The sequence below is a fragment of the Tenacibaculum skagerrakense genome, assembly GCF_004345825.1.
In the GTDB taxonomy this organism is placed as follows: Bacteria; Bacteroidota; Bacteroidia; order Flavobacteriales; family Flavobacteriaceae; genus Polaribacter; species Polaribacter skagerrakensis.
This window is the reverse complement of sequence record NZ_SLXM01000001.1, coordinates 406,337-422,002: the sequence shown is the minus strand read 5'-3', so window position 1 is coordinate 422,002 and position 15,666 is coordinate 406,337. Positions and strand designations below refer to the sequence as shown.

The 15,666-nt window shown below is 31.7% G+C and carries 17 protein-coding genes; 10 read left to right on the top strand and 7 right to left on the bottom strand.

Going from position 1 to position 15,666, the window contains the following annotated elements:
• Nucleotides 1–10 precede the first annotated feature (10 nt).
• A complete protein-coding gene (locus tag EV195_RS01865; RefSeq protein ID WP_132792129.1) occupies nucleotides 11–466 on the bottom strand; it encodes a DinB family protein in 456 nt (151 codons plus the stop codon).
• Between the two features lie 40 nt (nucleotides 467–506).
• Here EV195_RS01865 and EV195_RS01860 point away from each other — a divergent pair, with 40 nt between their 5' ends.
• The gene (locus EV195_RS01860; RefSeq protein WP_132792126.1) at nucleotides 507–854 is read left to right on the top strand and encodes an arsenate reductase family protein; all 348 of its coding nucleotides are present in this window, start codon (nucleotides 507–509) and stop codon (nucleotides 852–854) included.
• Here the strand turns inward: EV195_RS01860 and EV195_RS01855 are convergent.
• The 4 genes from EV195_RS01855 to EV195_RS01840 are packed head-to-tail and all read right to left on the bottom strand — an operon-like array spanning nucleotide 851 to nucleotide 3,685.
• Nucleotides 851–1,327, bottom strand: coding sequence for a DUF4252 domain-containing protein (locus tag EV195_RS01855; protein ID WP_132792124.1), 477 nt, complete (start codon nucleotides 1,325–1,327; stop codon nucleotides 851–853). The genes EV195_RS01860 and EV195_RS01855 overlap by 4 nt on opposite strands.
• Nucleotides 1,328–1,385: 58 nt before the next feature.
• Nucleotides 1,386–2,417, bottom strand: coding sequence for a DUF3089 domain-containing protein (locus EV195_RS01850; protein WP_132792121.1), 1,032 nt, complete (start codon nucleotides 2,415–2,417; stop codon nucleotides 1,386–1,388).
• Nucleotides 2,401–2,793, bottom strand: a complete 393-nt coding sequence (locus EV195_RS01845) for a DUF6165 family protein (RefSeq protein WP_132792118.1) — start codon at nucleotides 2,791–2,793, stop codon at nucleotides 2,401–2,403. Before EV195_RS01845 ends, EV195_RS01850 begins: the two co-directional genes overlap by 17 nt.
• Nucleotides 2,794–2,812: 19 nt before the next feature.
• The gene (locus EV195_RS01840; protein ID WP_132792115.1) at nucleotides 2,813–3,685 is read right to left on the bottom strand and encodes a hypothetical protein; all 873 of its coding nucleotides are present in this window, start codon (nucleotides 3,683–3,685) and stop codon (nucleotides 2,813–2,815) included.
• Between the two features lie 98 nt (nucleotides 3,686–3,783).
• On the opposite strand from EV195_RS01840, the gene EV195_RS01835 reads away from it, so the two are divergent.
• From EV195_RS01835 to mscL, 3 genes are read left to right on the top strand one after another with little or no spacing between them, the layout of a single operon-like run.
• Nucleotides 3,784–4,392: a thymidine kinase gene (locus EV195_RS01835; protein ID WP_132792112.1), complete on the top strand. Its 609-nt coding sequence runs from the start codon at nucleotides 3,784–3,786 to the stop codon at nucleotides 4,390–4,392.
• Complete coding sequence (gene alr / locus EV195_RS01830) at nucleotides 4,389–5,489, top strand: alanine racemase (RefSeq protein WP_132792109.1); 1,101 nt, start codon at nucleotides 4,389–4,391, stop codon at nucleotides 5,487–5,489. The genes EV195_RS01835 and alr overlap by 4 nt, the downstream gene beginning before the upstream one ends.
• 53 nt (nucleotides 5,490–5,542) lie before the next feature.
• Nucleotides 5,543–5,947 carry a large-conductance mechanosensitive channel protein MscL gene (mscL, locus tag EV195_RS01825; protein WP_132792106.1) on the top strand — a complete coding sequence of 135 codons (405 nt, stop codon included), beginning with the start codon at nucleotides 5,543–5,545 and terminating at the stop codon, nucleotides 5,945–5,947.
• A gap of 77 nt (nucleotides 5,948–6,024) precedes the next feature.
• On the opposite strand, the gene EV195_RS01820 is transcribed toward mscL, so the two are convergent.
• Nucleotides 6,025–6,615: a carboxymuconolactone decarboxylase family protein gene (locus tag EV195_RS01820; RefSeq protein WP_132792103.1), complete on the bottom strand. Its 591-nt coding sequence runs from the start codon at nucleotides 6,613–6,615 to the stop codon at nucleotides 6,025–6,027.
• A gap of 55 nt (nucleotides 6,616–6,670) precedes the next feature.
• On the opposite strand from EV195_RS01820, the gene EV195_RS01815 reads away from it, so the two are divergent.
• The 3 genes from EV195_RS01815 to EV195_RS01805 are packed head-to-tail and all read left to right on the top strand — an operon-like array spanning nucleotide 6,671 to nucleotide 9,189.
• Nucleotides 6,671–7,090, top strand: coding sequence for an OsmC family protein (locus EV195_RS01815; RefSeq protein WP_132792100.1), 420 nt, complete (start codon nucleotides 6,671–6,673; stop codon nucleotides 7,088–7,090).
• 11 nt (nucleotides 7,091–7,101) lie between these two features.
• The gene (recJ, locus tag EV195_RS01810; protein WP_132792097.1) at nucleotides 7,102–8,787 is read left to right on the top strand and encodes a single-stranded-DNA-specific exonuclease RecJ; all 1,686 of its coding nucleotides are present in this window, start codon (nucleotides 7,102–7,104) and stop codon (nucleotides 8,785–8,787) included.
• Between the two features lie 57 nt (nucleotides 8,788–8,844).
• Nucleotides 8,845–9,189 carry a hypothetical protein gene (locus EV195_RS01805; protein WP_132792094.1) on the top strand — a complete coding sequence of 115 codons (345 nt, stop codon included), beginning with the start codon at nucleotides 8,845–8,847 and terminating at the stop codon, nucleotides 9,187–9,189.
• Nucleotides 9,190–9,218: 29 nt separating this feature from the next.
• On the opposite strand, the gene EV195_RS01800 is transcribed toward EV195_RS01805, so the two are convergent.
• Nucleotides 9,219–10,262, bottom strand: a complete 1,044-nt coding sequence (locus EV195_RS01800; protein ID WP_132792091.1) for an endonuclease/exonuclease/phosphatase family protein — start codon at nucleotides 10,260–10,262, stop codon at nucleotides 9,219–9,221.
• A 156-nt stretch (nucleotides 10,263–10,418) separates the two neighbouring features.
• Here EV195_RS01800 and EV195_RS01795 point away from each other — a divergent pair, with 156 nt between their 5' ends.
• The 3 genes from EV195_RS01795 to EV195_RS01785 all read left to right on the top strand — a co-directional run bounded on the left by EV195_RS01795 (nucleotide 10,419) and on the right by EV195_RS01785 (nucleotide 15,661).
• Nucleotides 10,419–13,229, top strand: coding sequence for a carboxypeptidase-like regulatory domain-containing protein (locus tag EV195_RS01795; protein ID WP_132792088.1), 2,811 nt, complete (start codon nucleotides 10,419–10,421; stop codon nucleotides 13,227–13,229).
• 26 nt (nucleotides 13,230–13,255) lie between these two features.
• A complete protein-coding gene (locus EV195_RS01790; RefSeq protein ID WP_132792085.1) occupies nucleotides 13,256–14,695 on the top strand; it encodes a DUF5689 domain-containing protein in 1,440 nt (479 codons plus the stop codon).
• Between the two features lie 78 nt (nucleotides 14,696–14,773).
• On the top strand, nucleotides 14,774–15,661 hold the full coding sequence (locus EV195_RS01785) for a metallophosphoesterase (protein WP_132792082.1): 888 nt from the start codon (nucleotides 14,774–14,776) through the stop codon (nucleotides 15,659–15,661).
• Nucleotides 15,662–15,666 lie beyond the last annotated feature (5 nt).

Sequence of the window (15,666 nt, the reverse complement as noted above, 5' to 3'; positions counted from 1 at the left end):
AGCGAAATGATTATACCAATTTGGTCAATGCCATAATAGTTCCTAAATGTATTCCTTCATGTAAGTTATTGAATGTAATTGCATTATCAATCGAACTTAACACAAATCCTGTACTAGTAGGATATTCTGTGTATTCTTTAAAAATTCCTTCTTTATAATCTTCTTCAAGCGTGTCTGGTAAACCTGCTAACAACTCTTTAACCTCTTCAAAATCTTCTTCATTCATTTCTTCAGAAGGTGAAGTTCCTTTTCTATAATTTTCAATTAATTCATCTGGAACTAAACACTGTAAACCTGATAATTTATAATGTAATAATTGCTGCGTAACTACTAAGTGTGCAACATTCCATACAATGTTATTATTAAATCCTTCAGGAATTTTATGTAATTGTTCGTGAGATAATCCTTCAATTCTTTTTAAAACAAGTTCTCTAGATTTTCTCAAAATATCGAATTGTGTATCCATTTTCTGTTTATTTTAGCGTTGATAAAGATACTTATTTAACATGAAGAAAGTCTATTTTTTACAAACTTGTGACACGTGTAGAAGAATTTTAAGAGAAGTAAATCTTGACGGATTTGAAAAGCAAGAAATAAAGTTAAATCCTATAACTGTTAAACAATTGGAGGAATTGTACAGTTATACTAAAAGCTATGAAGATTTATTTAATAAAAGAGCTAAACTTTATAAAGAGATGGACTTAAAAAATCAGAATTTAACGGAAGAAGATTATAAACATTATATACTAGACGAATACACCTTTTTAAAGCGTCCTGTATTTATTGTTGATGAAGAGATATTTGTAGGAAACAGTAAAAAAACTGTTCAACAACTAAAAGAAAAGCTTCTCTAACGAGAAGCTTCTTTATTTTTCAAATTAGATACTATTTCAGCAAATTCATCTTTGGTTAATCTAATTTTTAATCCTACCATTACCAATTTATCTTCATCACTATTTGCTTTGATGATAATCTCTTTAATTAAATCCCCTTTTTCTTTAAAATAGATGGCAGCTCTGTCTTTTCCATCTTTTACTTTTACTAAAGTTGTTAATCCATTAGATCTTGCAAATTTTCTAAAACTCTTTTCAATAGCATTTCCTTTGTTATTGAAAACGGTAATTTTACAATGCTCTGCTTTTTTAAGTAACACTTCTATTTCTTCTGAATCAGCCTCATCAGAAATTAAATTCGACAAAGAAACAGGAACACTCATAGAAAACTGAGACTCCTCTTTATGGTCGTTATAAAAGTTGTTATACGCTGTTTTTTGTGCTGTAATAGATACTGTCACGAATAATAGTACTGCTGTAAATAATTGCTTCATAATACTTGGTTTTGTAATGAAGACGAGCCGTAATTTATTTTGTTACAAGCAACAAAATTTATTCATGCTCTTTTAACCAAGTATTTACTCTTAATACAGCATTATCTCTAATATCTTGCCAAAATAAATTAATGTCTCCTGCATGATAATTTTTTAGGAAAGACATAAAAAAACACATCGGAAATTTAGGGTTTGAGCTCCAAACCAAACCATCTGTAATTTTTATTGAAAGTGCTTCGTCATAAATTTTCCCGTTTGTATATAAGAATCCTTTATGTTCTTCTAATGTAGTTTCTTTAGAATTATCCCAAGTAATTGGATTGGTTGTAACACTTCCTTTGTACCAATCTTTATCTTTTTTTGGATAATGCCCCTTTTTATACGTATTCCAAGACACAAAACCACCTGTTTCATTTGGTGTTGTCATCGGTTGTATTGAAGTATATGTATCTGCCTTCATTCTTATTCCTGGAATATAAGCAGCGATTAATTTGCTCTGTAATGGTTTACCATCAAAAAACTCTTTTAACAATCGAGAAGTATGTGTTGTACCTTGACTATGACCCACTATAATAATAGGTCTTCCATTATTATATTTTTTAAGATAGATCTCAAATGCATTCTTGACATCAGAATACGCTAATTCTTGCGCCTCTTTTCCTCCTTGGTTAAACATTCTGTAAGAACGGATATGCGCTTGCCTGTAATAAGGAACATATACTTTTCCTGCCGTTGCAAAAGCAGAAGCTTGCATTAAAACAGCTTTGTTTAAAACCTTATCATTCTGCTCGGAATCAGTAATTGGAACATTCCAACGGACATCTTTCTTGTCTGAAATTAAGGTAGGATACACATAAAAAACATCCGTTTGTAGCTTATCTATATTGGTTGATGCGTACTGCTTAAACTCTTCCGTGTACTTTTCAGGCAAAACTGCCCAAGAACTTTCTTTGGTGTAATCGGGCTTAGGTGGAATATTTTCTTGGAGAAAAGCTTGAGTTTTGTAAGTAGATTTGCAGTTATAAAAAGATACAACTGCAAATAAAAAAAAGAATAGTTTAAATGAACTTAACTTATTTATAATCTTCATACGATTTTTCTTCAACTAAATCGGATCCAGTAAGAATATTTATATCTTTCTTCACTACAGATCGATCATCATTAGTAAAATAAACCGCACGAGCTAAATCAATAAATGTTTGTCCGAAATCTTTATTACGCTCACACTCTCTAATATCATCTTCTATTTTCCATAATTTTTTGTTGATGGATAATAAACCTTCGTGAAACTCTTTCAATTTTGATGAATCGCTTACTTCTTCATAAATACGCTCTACTATCGGTGATAAAACATCATATTCATGTTGAACATTTTTAAGTTTATTTTCATCTTTTATTTCAGAAAGTTTAATTTCTAAAATAGTGTATTTATCTAGGATTTCTCCGTTTGATACTTCAATCTTCATATATTAGTTTGTAATAAATTTAAGCAAAACGACGTTCAATTATCTCCAGCAAACGTGTTTCATATTCTTCTTTGTCGCTCCAGTCATAATCAGGCTTTACCATTCTGCTGATAAAACTTTTAGCTTCTTTTTCTGTTTTAAAAGTGTTCAATTGCGAAACTACTCTGTTAAAGTCTGTTTGATCTCCATTAAATAAATGATTTACAAAAGCAATACGATCGTTTAAATCTATTTTAATCGTGTTTTGCAATACATCATTTACTGTTTTTTGTGGTTCTATTTTCTGAAATAAATCCGCCATTACATCAACAGGAAGTGTGTCTTGAAGTTCATCTTCCAATGTTGGTTGTGTGTGTTCTTCAATCTTTTTTGAATCTGGTGCTTCAGTAGGTAGTTCTTCTTCACCAAATAATAAACCTTCCAATTCATCAAAAGGTTGTTCTATAATCTCTTCAGCAATTACAGGAGTTTCTTTTTCTTCAACTACTTCATTATTCTCAACTTGAACCTCAGCTTCAACCTTCTCTTTATTTTCATTATCACTTATCTCAGAATCTTCTTCTATTACTTCATTTGTTAAAACCTCTTGAAAAGCTTCTTCTATAGCTCCTTCAATTTCACTTTCAACAACTTCTTCAATCGTATCAAATACTTCACCCAAATCTGCTTTTTCTCCAATTACTAGAGATTCTTCCACTTTTTGAATTAACTCCTCTTTTGTTTCTTCTGCATTGGGCGTTGTATTAATGTACTCTTCTATATAGGCCAGTAATGCTAATTTTTCATAAACCTCATACGCCTTTTTCTTTAACGCCAAAACATCTTCTTTGTTTTTCATTTGTAAGATGCTGTGTGCTAAACTAGTTAAATCAGAAGCCAATTTTTTGTGCATAAGTTCTTTCTAGGTTTTAATTTTTGCCTATAAATTTTAATAAATTTGTTTTTTTAAAAGCGAAGCAAAAATAACTAATTGAGCATTAAAATTACAAAATGTTTCTTGAAAACACAGTAAATCATACAGAACAATTTGGGTGGATTGAGGTAATTTGTGGCTCAATGTTTTCTGGTAAAACCGAAGAACTTATCCGACGTTTAAAGCGTGCAAAATTTGCAAAGCAAAAAGTTGAAATATTTAAGCCTGCAATTGATGTTCGTTATGATGAGGAAGAAGTAGTTTCTCATAACGATAATAGAATTCGATCTACACCTGTTCCTGCATCTGCAAATATTCGATTATTAGCCAATAATGTTGATGTTGTTGGAATTGATGAAGCCCAGTTTTTTGACGATGAAATAGTAGCTGTTTGTAACGATTTAGCAAATAGAGGAATCCGAGTAATTGTTGCTGGATTAGATATGGATTTTAAAGGAAATCCTTTTGGTCCAATGCCCGCATTAATGGCAACAGCTGAATATGTAACCAAAGTACATGCTGTATGTACAAGAACTGGAAATTTAGCACATTATAGCTTTAGAAAAGCCGAAGGAGATAATATCGTAATGCTAGGGGAAACTCAAGAATACGAACCACTGAGCAGAGCAGCCTATTACAAAGCCATACAAGAACAAAGCAAACGTAAAATAGAGGAAGAAGAATGAATAACCACGTAACTGTCTTAGAAATTGATGCAAATGCTGTATTACACAATCTAAACTATTTTAAACAACGATTACAACCCGATACAAAAATTTTAGCTGTTGTTAAGGCTTTTGGATATGGTAGTGATGCCGTAGAAATAGCTAAAATTGTAAAAGATAATGTCGATTACTTTGCGGTTGCATATTGTAATGAAGGGATAGCTTTACGTGAAGCAGGAATAGACACTCCTATTTTAGTATTACATCCACAAATACAAAACATTCCTACTATTGTAAAATATAGATTAGAACCTAATTTATATAACTTTAAAATTTTTGAAGCTTTTCTGAATTATGCTTCAGAAGTACCTTTAATGAATTACCCAATTCATATAAAATTTAATACGGGTTTAAACAGGCTAGGTTTTTGGCATACCGACGTTCCTAATATTATAGCAAGATTGAAAAAATCGAGCAATGTTATTGTTCAATCTATCTTTTCTCATTTAGTTGCTAGTGAAGATTTGAACGAGCAAGAATTTACTATCAATCAAATTAATAATTTCGCATACATCATAAAGCAGATATATGAACATTTAGGTTACGAACCAATGATTCATATTTTAAACACATCTGGTGTAGTTCATTATCCACAAGCTCAATTTGATATGGTTCGAATTGGTATTGGGTTATACGGATTTAGTAATACTCCCAATGAAACTGCACAGCTTAAAAACACACATAGCTTAAAATCTATAATTTCACAGATTCATAATATTCAACCTGGTGAAACTGTTGGCTACAACAGAGCTTTTGTAGCTAATAAACCAACAAGAAGTGCAACTATACCAGTTGGTCATGCTGATGGAATTTCAAGAAAGCTTGGTAATAAAAATGGTTTTGTGATTGTTAACAATCAGCCTGCACCTATTATAGGTAATGTTTGTATGGACATGATTATGGTTGATGTTACTAAAATAGATTGTAAAGAAGGAGATGAAGTAATAATCTTCAATCATCAGCAACATATAGAATACATGGCTCATAAATGTGAAACTATTCCTTATGAAATTTTAACTGGACTCTCTCAAAGAATTAAAAGATTAGTAAAACATTAATATTTTTTTATAAATTACAATTTATTAATAATCAAAAACTAAAACACATGGGAATGCTAAAAGAATTTAAAGACTTCGCTATGAAGGGTAACTTAGTAGACATTGCGGTTGGTTTCGTAATGGGTGCTGGTTTTAACAAAGTAGTTTCTTCATTTACAGGCGGAATTGTTTCTCCACTAATTGGAATGATTGGCGGTACTAATTTTAACGATTTAAAATATGTACTAAAAGAAGGTGTTGCAGATGCATCTGGGAAAGTAAGTGGTGAAGTTGCTGTATTATACGGTGCATTTATTACCAATGTTATCGATTTTATCATTGTTGCCTTTGTAATGTTTATGATTGTAAAAGGTGTTAATGCAATGAAGAAAAAAGAGGAGGAAGCTGCTCCAGCTGCTCCAGCAGGTCCAACTCAAGAAGAGTTATTAGCTGAAATTAGAGACTTATTAAAGAAGTAATTTTATTATTTCTTTTAACTACTACATAAAAAAAGCTCGCAATTTGCGAGCTTTTATCTTTTTATAAAGTCAAACTTTTAAACATGTTTTCCTTTGTTCCATCCATGTTTGCCTAAATACTCTTCTCCACTTTCAACTGCACCATCTTCAATACTGGTTCCCATAGAATCATTCCAACGGTTTAAATAACCAAACAAAGAAATAACACCTAACATTTCTACTATTTCTCCTTCATTCCAATACTCATACAATCGCTCTTTAATAGTTTCATCAACAGCGTTTGGTACTATAGAAGCCGCCAAAGAGAAATCCAATGCTACTCTTTCAGCTTCAGAAAAAGCAGGATGCGTTTTATATTCCCAAATATTATCTAGTTTTTCTTGTTCTGCTCCATAACGTTCCGCAGCTCTAATTGCGTGTGCTTGACAATATCTACAGCCAGTAGCATTACTACTAACCCAAGCAATCATTCTTTTTAAAGCAGAAGTAACACGACCGTGGTTGGCCATTACTGCTTTATTTAAGTTGATAAATGCTTTTGATATATCTGGTCTTCTTTGCATGGTTAATACCGAATTAGGGCAAAAACCAAGTGTTTCATTATAAAAATCCGACAACCTTTTTGTTTCCTCATCGTGATTAGGATCCAACGGAGTTACTAATGGCATAATTTATTTTTTAAGTAGTTTTGTATTTTCATACAAGAAACAAAAAAAATCTAATATGGCATCGAATATTGTAACTACAGAATGGAAGAAAAATTTACTTTTTAAAAGTGATAATCCTAATGGAGCTAATATTTTAATAGATACATCATACGCTAACGGAGGTAATGAAGCTGGGGCTTCACCCAAAGCATTAATGCTTTCGTCTTTAGCTGGCTGTTCTGGACTAGATGTAGTTATGATTGCAGAAAAAATGCGAACTTCTTTTGAAGACTTAAAAATTATTGTTGAAGCAAACTTAACTGACGAACATCCTAAATATTATGATAAAGTTCATGTAAAATATCTTTTTGACGGAAAAGACTTAGATCATGAAAAACTAACAAAAGTGGTTAATTTATCAGTTGAAAAATATTGCGGCGTTATGGAAATGTTCAGACAGTTTGCTACCGTAACCACTGAAATTATTTTTAATTAATACCAATTGCTATGAAATGGAAATTAAAACCAAAACCAAATCCTGATTTGGTTTTTAGTTTAGCCAATGCGTTAAACATTAATGTAAAACTTGCAGAAATACTAGTACAAAGAGGAATTACTTCTTTTAAAGAAGCTAAAGATTTTTTTAGACCATCACTCGATGATTTACATGATCCTTTTTTAATGAAGGATATGGAAAAAGCTGTAGCTAGAATTGAAACCGCAATCGCTGATCAAGAACGAATTCTAATTTATGGAGATTACGATGTTGATGGAACTACTTCTGTTGCTTTACTCTATAATTATTTAAGTGAAGAATACTCAAATTTAGCCACCTACATTCCTGATCGATACAAAGAAGGATATGGAATTTCATTTCAAGGAATTGATTTTGCAAGCGATAATGAGTTTTCTCTAATCATTGCTTTGGATTGTGGTATAAAAGCAATTGATAAAGTAGCTTACGCATCAGAAAAAGGTATTGACTTTATTATTTGCGATCATCATAAACCTGGAGATGAAATCCCTAAAGCTTTTGCAGTTCTAAATCCGAAAAGAAAAGATTGTAACTATCCTTACAAAGAACTTTGTGGATGTGGAGTTGGTTTTAAATTAATTCAAGGATTAGCTTCAACAAAAGAAATTGAAACTAGTCATTTGGTATCGTATTTAGATCTAGTTGCTACTGCAATTGCTGCCGATATAGTTCCTATGACAGGCGAGAATAGAATTTTAGCTTATTACGGACTTCAGGTTATTAACACGAATCCAAGAATTGGAATAAAAGCACTTATAAAATCCATAGAAAAAAAGGAATTAACCATTTCTGATGTAGTTTTTATTATTGCTCCAAGAATAAATGCCGCAGGTAGAATAAAACATGCCAATTATGCTGTTGAGTTACTAACTTCGTCAGACTTAGAAATTGCGTTAGAAATTGCTACTTCTATTGAAGAATTTAATATCCATAGAAAGGAATTAGATAAACATATTACCGAAGCTGCCTTACTTCAAATAATAGAAAATGATGAAGTTGATAGATACACAACTGTAGTTTACAACAAAGAATGGCATAAAGGTGTTATAGGAATTGTAGCTTCTCGTTTAACAGAAACTTATTACCGCCCTACTGTGGTTTTTACCGAAAGTGAAGGAAAGCTAACTGCTTCGGCAAGATCAGTTAAAGGTTTTGACATTTATAATGCTTTGGACGAATGCGCTGAGTTTATTGAACAATTCGGAGGTCATAAATATGCAGCTGGTCTTACTATTGCTCCTGAGAACTATGAAGCTTTTAAACATAAATTTGAAGAGGTTGTAAAAAATAGTATCGATGAAAGTTTATTAACTCCTGAAATTACTATTGATGCTGAGTTAGATTTTACAGATATCTCACCAAAATTTTATAGAATAATAAACCAAATGGCTCCATTTGGTCCAGAAAACAGAAAACCTGTTTTTAAAAGTTCTTCCGTTAGAGATAATGGATATGGTAAACAAGTTGGAGAAGATAAATCTCATCTTAAACTTACGTTGTTTCAAGGAAATCCACAAAATTCAATTAGCGCAATTGGATTTAGTATGGGTGATAAAATTGATGCTATAGTCAATGATTTTGACGTAATATATCAAATAGATGAAAATACTTGGAACGGAAAAACCTCCTTACAATTATTATTAAAAGATTTGAAATAATTTATTTAGAATAATTCTAAATAAATTATATTTGTTCTATAATCAATCGAAAAGATTATGGAAGAAATTATAAAAATATATGAAAATCAAATAGGGATTTCTTTTTGCTGGAAACATTCGAGCTCATTGTTAACTCAAGTTATATTTAGAGACATCGGGTTTCATTTAACTGAAGATGAATTGGAACTCTTTTTAGATAAAATAGTAGATTCTAAAACTCAAAATAAATGTAGTGAATGTGAACTAGGAGAACATTGCAGATCATTACTATTACAAACTCCATCAAATAAAGTAAGTTTAGCTGTTTCATTTATTGAATTAAATCAAATAGAAGAACTACTTAAAGGGACTTTATTTCAAATACGATTGAATAATTATTTGAACGAAATATGTAAAAACTAAAAATCCCAGTTTAAAAACTGGGATTTTAATTATTGTTCTTTAATTAAGTAAATATACACTGGATAATGATCACTATACCCTCCTGTATATTGTCCATTAGAAAAACTTCTAAAAGGGTATCCTTTATATCTTCCTTTGTTTTGAACCATAAAACGTTTGTTAAAAATTCCTGATTTAAACATTTTATAGGTTGAGAAATCTTTTCTTCCTTTCTTATTTAAAAGTGGAGATGTAAACAAAATTTGATCGAATAAACTTAAGTTATCACGATAAGCTGTAGTATTTAAACCTTTTGCAAACATGCTTTCATAAGGATTGTAAATATCACCTTTTTTTACATCCTCCTCTTCAGATTTTGTTTTAAGTACATCTTTAAATGATTTATTCATTGGGTCGTCATTAAAGTCACCCATAATCATCACTTTTGCGTTTTTATCATCCTCGCGTATCTTTTCAATTATTTGAGTAACCTTATAAGCTGCTTTTTCTCGTAAAGGACTACTCTTAGCTTCCCCTCCTCTTCTTGATGGCCAGTGATTTACAACAACATGAACCAGTTCATCATCTAAATAACCTGAAACTCTTAAAATATCTCTAGTGTATACTTTTTTATTCTCAGAAAATATATTAGGATTTACAGCTTCATAATGAACAGGCTTAAAGTAACGTTGCTGATATAAAAGAGCTACATCAATACCTCTATTATCAGGTGAATCAAAATGAATTATTCCGTAACGCATTTTTTTTAATCGCTCAGAATTTACTAAATCCTCTAATACTTGCTTATTTTCTATTTCAGCCACACCTAATATAGCTGGACCTGTTTTTGCTTTTTCTTCTCCTAATTGACTAATAACTTCTGCTAGCTTATCAATTTTATCCCAATAAACTTTAGACCTATTCGTATTTAACTCCATAATCGGACTAGCTTCATCGTTTTTAGAAGTATCATTGATGGTGTCAAACAAATTTTCAAGATTATAAAACGCTACGGTTCTAATTTTATATTTTTTTTGTGCGTTAACAAATAAGATATTCATTAACAACACACTAAACAATAGTATTTTTCTCATTATAAAAATTTAACTCGGCAAAAATAATACAAAATCCAAGCCACAATTATGCGAGTTATTAACAATCTCAAATGTTAATATTAAGTTAACATTGGCATTTTCATAAAAACATAATTTTGTGCGCATTTTTTATTAAAAAATAATTTAAACAATTTTATGAAACAATTTACTCTAACAGTGTTGTTTAGCTTGATTTTCTCATTAGGATTATCTGCTCAGAACATTGTAAAAGGGGTTGTGAAAGACAGCAGCTCCGAAGGATTATTACAAGGTGTTTCTATTAGTGTTGAAGGAAATAGCATAAGTACTACTACAGATGTTATTGGTTCTTTTACTTTAGAAAACTTACCTGACGGAAGACACATCATTGTAATAAAAAAGGAAGGATATGAAACACAAAACTATCCTGTGTCGTTATCTGGAAGCATCGTTGATTTAGGTATTATTTATATGTACGAGGATGAATTTGCTGAACAGCAAGATTTAAGTACAATTATAATTACTGATGACGAACTTAACGATGACACAACTGCTGCTGATAATATTTCTGGTTTATTACAAGCATCTAGAGATATCTATTTAAGAACAGCTGCTTTTGAATTTAGCTCTTCTTTTTTTAGAGTTCGCGGATTAGATTCAGACAATGCAAAATTATTAATCAACGGTATCGAAATGAACAAACTTTCTACAGGAAGACCTGAATGGGCTAACTGGGGAGGTTTAAACGACGTACTACGTAATCAGGAATTTACCAACGGTTTAGCGCCTTCAAACTTTACTTTTGGTGGAGTTTTAGGTTCTACAAACATTAGTACTAGAGCTTCTGAATACAGAAAAGGTGGTAGAGTTTCTTATGCTTCATCTAATAGAAGTTATGTTCACAGAGTTATGGGAACCTATGCAACAGGATTAATGGATGACGGTTGGGCATTTGCTTTTTCAGGAAGTAGAAGAATTGCTGATGAAGGTTTTGCAGATGGTTCATCTTATAATGCATATTCTACTTTTGCTTCTATCGAAAAAGTTATTAATGATAGCCATAGCTTAAACTTTACGTCTGTATTTGCCTCTAACAGAAGAGGTAAAGCAGCTCCAAACACTCAAGAAGTTATCGATATTAAAGGAATTCAGTACAACCCGTATTGGGGATATCAAAACGGTAAAATCAGAAACTCTAGAGTTAAAGATGTTGAAGAGCCATTTATCATGTTAAACCACTACTGGAATATTAATGATAAAACTTCTTTAACTACAAATGTTTCTTACCAATTTGGAGGAATCGGAAACAGTAGAATTGATTTTAACGGAGCTAGAGTTGAAGATGGTGTTCTTGACGGAGACGGAAATCCATTTATTACAAATTTAGCAACTGCTAATCCTGATCCAACTTACTATCAAAAATTACCAAGTTATGGTATCAGACAAGGATTACCAGATATTTATGGTATGTACCAAGCTTTTGCTAATGATGGTCAATTAGATTGGAATCAGTTATACGCTGCTAATGCTGCATCTGTTACAGGTGGAAATTCTGCGTACGTATTATATGAAGACAGAAATGAAGATGATAGATTTACTGTAAATACTATTTTCAACACCGAATTAACAGATAATATCACATTAAATGCTTCTGTTAATTATACGTCTCAAAAATCAGAGAACTTTGCTGAAATCATAGATTTATTAGGAGGTAATGGATATTTGGATGTAGATACATTTGCTGATACTTTTGAGGAAAAGCAAAACAACTTATTAAACCCTCTTCATTTAGCAGGTGAAGGAGACCGTTTTAAATACGACTTTGATTTATTATCAGAAGTTATCAATGGTTTCGCTCAAGCTCAATTTAAATATAATAAAGTAGATTTTTATGTAGCTGGTAGTTTTGCTAAAACTTCTCACCAACGCGATGGTAATTTTCAAAATGGAGGCTTTATAAACACTTCTTTTGGAAAATCTGAAAAGCAAGAATTTACTAACTGGGGTGCTAAAGGAGGTTTAACATATAAAATCACTGGTCGTCATATCTTAGACTTTAATGGTGGGTATTTAACAAAAGCACCTACGTTAAGAAATACATTTGCTAACTCAAGAGAAAACAATGCTATTGTAGAGGGGTTAACTAGTGAAAAAGTATTATCATTTGATGCAAGCTACATTGTAAGAACACCAATTTTACAAGCTAGAGCTACTGCTTACTATACAGGAATTAAAGATGCTGTAGAAACTTCATTCTTCTTTGCTGATGGTATTGGCGGTGATAACACTGCATTTGTACAAGAAACATTACAAGGTATCGAGAAAAGACATATTGGTGCTGAATTCGGTATTGACGTTAAGATTACTCCTACATTAAACTTAAAAGGAGCAGCTAACATAGGTCAGTATACATATGCAAACAATCCTAACTTATTCATCGCTTCAGAAGATTTTGTTGGTGATGCTGATGCTAATGAGTTTGGAGTGAAAGATTTTGGAACCTCTAATCTTAAAAATTATAGATTAGCAAGCGGACCTCAAAAGGCTTACTCTTTCGGTTTCGAATATAGAGATCCAGATTACTGGTGGTTCGGAGCAACAGCTAACGTATTCAATGATACGTATATAGATATCGCTCCTTTAACAAGAAGTAGTAACTTTGCAGATGACGGAGGAGTTCCTTTTACAGATTACGATCCTTCAATCGCAAGAGAATTATTAAGACAAGAGAGATTTAATGACTATATGGTAGTTAATGCTGTAGGGGGTAAATCTTGGAAAATTGGAGACAATCAATACATTAGTTTATTTGCTAGCATTGGAAACATCTTCAATAGAGAATACAGAACAGGTGGTTTTGAACAAGGAAGAAATGCTAACTATCGTCAGTTAAGAGATGATAAAGCATTAGAAACTCCTGTATTCGGTAACAAATACTGGTTTGGTAGAGGAACTACCTACTTCATTAACTTAAATTACAGATTTTAATAAAATATTATTAATAAATAGAAAAAATGAGAACTAATAAAATTTTAAGCATATTATCATTTTTTATCTTCGCTTTCACAATCATTTCTTGTGTAGAAGATAACTCTTTCGAAACACCTAACATAAAACTTGAGGAACCAAACATTAGTACTGATCTTACAGTTGCTAAAGTTCAGAATGATTTAATTCAAGAGTATAACAGCAATAATAAATTAACGTACACATATAGAATTAATGACACTCCAACTTACGTTAGTGGTTATGTAGCTTCTAGTGACGCAGCTGGTAACTTCTTTAAAACTTTAGTTATTCAAGATAAAGCAGAAAACCCAACTGCTGGTATCGAACTTTTAATCAACAACGCCTCTTTAAGCCAATCTTTTGAAGTAGGTAGAAAAGTTTACATTAAATTAGATGGTTTGACTGTAACTTATGATGATGGTGAAAGCTCTAGTTTTATCAACCCAACTAATAATGTGCCTGGAGTTTTCACTTTAGGATTTTTAACAAGTGAAAACAGAGTTGATGATATTCCTTATACATCTGAAGAGCAAAGAAAAGCCGTAGTTAAATCAACTGAATTAGCTACTATCGTTCCTACTCCAGTTAAAATCGGTGAAATAGAGCAAAAGCATGTAAATACATTAATTACTTTAGAAGCTGCTCAATTTGATAAAGAAGAATTAGGTAAAACTTTTGCCGGAGAAGTAAACGATGAATTTGATGGATTTAGAAACATTTTTGAATGTGGAACTGAAGCTAAAATCGCTTTACAAACTAGTACTTTCTCTAGCTTTAAATCAAATAAGTTACCTGAAGGTCAAGGAGCTGCTACAGCTGTTTTAGCAAAAGACTTTAGAGCTGAATTCTTTGTTTTAATTACTAACAATCCTGCTGAATTAGATTTCTCTGATCCTGAAAGATGTGACCCTATCGTTTTAGAATGTACTGGTGCTACTTCTACTGATGTAACTGTATTCGAAGAAGATTTCCAAACAATTACGAACGAAGCAATATTAGACGGTTTAGGTTGGACAAACGTAAACGTTTCTGGTGGTACTGAAAGATATGAAGATAGTTCTTTCTCTGGAAACAGATATATGAAGATTTCTGCTTTCGGAACAGGAGAAGATCCATTAGAGGCTTGGTTAGTAACTCCAGCTATTAATTTAGACAGCACTACTGAAGAAGTGTTAACTTTTGATATTTCGTCAAATTTTGAAACTGGTAAAGTGTTAACTGCATATATTACTGAAAACTATACTGGTGATCCTACTACTACAGAATGGATTCAAATTGATGCTAACATTCCTACTGGAGATGGTGGATTTGGAGACTTTGTTTCTTCTACAATCAACATTTCATGTTTAAGTGGTGATGTGCATGTAGCATTCAAATATTTAGGTTCTGCTGACAATATGGAAACTAGATATCACATTGACAATGTAAAAGTAACTGGAAAATAATACTTTCCTATATTTCAAATACAAGAGCCGAGTTTTAAAACTCGGCTTTTTTTATGCATATTTATCAAAAGAAAAATAATGCCATCTAAAAGAAGAATATCAAGAGCTTTTAAAAAAGCAAAAATACTCCCATTACATAAAAATTCTAAATTTATTATGTTTTCGGATACTCATAGAGGAGATAATAGTTTTGCAGATGACTTTGCTAGAAATCGAAATATTTTCAATTTCGCACTTTCTCAATATTATGCAAAAGGATTTACCTATATCGAATTAGGTGATGGTGATGAACTATGGGAAAATAAGTTCGGTAGTATTTTTAGAGAAAATAAAGATGTTTTTCTACTTCTTAAAAAATTCCATGATGACAACAGATTGCATTTTATCTGGGGCAACCATGACATGGATTATAAAAATTCTAAAAAAGTAAAGAAAAACTTGGCTAGTTATTATGAAGGAGCTAGCGGAAAAAATTTAGAATTAATGCCAAATGCCTCTTTTTCTGAATCTATAATACTAAAAAACAATTCTACACACCAATCTTTGTTTTTAATGCACGGCCATCAAGCGGATTGGTTCAATTATAGTTTTTGGCGACTAAGTCGATTTTTAGTTCGATTTCTATGGAGACCACTACAAATTCACGGAATTAAAGACCCCACAAGTCCTGCGCAAAACTTTAGAGAATCTATAAAAGTAGAACGCAGAATTGAAAATTGGATTCAGAACAACAACAATCAAATTGTAATTACAGGGCATACACACCGACCTCGTTTCCCTCAACCTGATGAAATTCCTTTTTTTAATGATGGTAGCTGCGTGCATCCTAGATGCATAACTGGATTAGAAATAGAAAATTACGAAATCACCTTAATTAAATGGCATTTTATTACACAAGAAAACGGGACTATGAAAATAGTAAAATCGGTTCTTGAAGGCCCTAAAAATATTGAGGAATATCGGTAGTTAAA

Bases quoted from the DNA above. Each gene is read 5' to 3' on its own strand.
- EV195_RS01845 (WP_132792118.1), bottom strand. From the start codon at position 2,793: ATGAAGATTGAAGTATCAAACGGAGAAATCCTAGATAAATACACTATT.
- EV195_RS01790 (WP_132792085.1), top strand. From the start codon at position 13,256: ATGAGAACTAATAAAATTTTAAGCATATTATCATTTTTTATCTTCGCT.
- alr (WP_132792109.1), top strand. From the start codon at position 4,389: ATGAATAACCACGTAACTGTCTTAGAAATTGATGCAAATGCTGTATTA.
- EV195_RS01820 (WP_132792103.1), bottom strand. From the start codon at position 6,615: ATGCCATTAGTAACTCCGTTGGATCCTAATCACGATGAGGAAACAAAA.
- EV195_RS01850 (WP_132792121.1), bottom strand. From the start codon at position 2,417: ATGAAGATTATAAATAAGTTAAGTTCATTTAAACTATTCTTTTTTTTA.
- EV195_RS01800 (WP_132792091.1), bottom strand. From the start codon at position 10,262: ATGAGAAAAATACTATTGTTTAGTGTGTTGTTAATGAATATCTTATTT.
- EV195_RS01860 (WP_132792126.1), top strand. From the start codon at position 507: ATGAAGAAAGTCTATTTTTTACAAACTTGTGACACGTGTAGAAGAATT.
- EV195_RS01840 (WP_132792115.1), bottom strand. From the start codon at position 3,685: ATGCACAAAAAATTGGCTTCTGATTTAACTAGTTTAGCACACAGCATC.
- EV195_RS01795 (WP_132792088.1), top strand. From the start codon at position 10,419: ATGAAACAATTTACTCTAACAGTGTTGTTTAGCTTGATTTTCTCATTA.
- EV195_RS01815 (WP_132792100.1), top strand. From the start codon at position 6,671: ATGGCATCGAATATTGTAACTACAGAATGGAAGAAAAATTTACTTTTT.
- EV195_RS01785 (WP_132792082.1), top strand. From the start codon at position 14,774: ATGCCATCTAAAAGAAGAATATCAAGAGCTTTTAAAAAAGCAAAAATA.
- EV195_RS01805 (WP_132792094.1), top strand. From the start codon at position 8,845: ATGGAAGAAATTATAAAAATATATGAAAATCAAATAGGGATTTCTTTT.
- recJ (WP_132792097.1), top strand. From the start codon at position 7,102: ATGAAATGGAAATTAAAACCAAAACCAAATCCTGATTTGGTTTTTAGT.
- EV195_RS01865 (WP_132792129.1), bottom strand. From the start codon at position 466: ATGGATACACAATTCGATATTTTGAGAAAATCTAGAGAACTTGTTTTA.
- EV195_RS01835 (WP_132792112.1), top strand. From the start codon at position 3,784: ATGTTTCTTGAAAACACAGTAAATCATACAGAACAATTTGGGTGGATT.
- mscL (WP_132792106.1), top strand. From the start codon at position 5,543: ATGCTAAAAGAATTTAAAGACTTCGCTATGAAGGGTAACTTAGTAGAC.
- EV195_RS01855 (WP_132792124.1), bottom strand. From the start codon at position 1,327: ATGAAGCAATTATTTACAGCAGTACTATTATTCGTGACAGTATCTATT.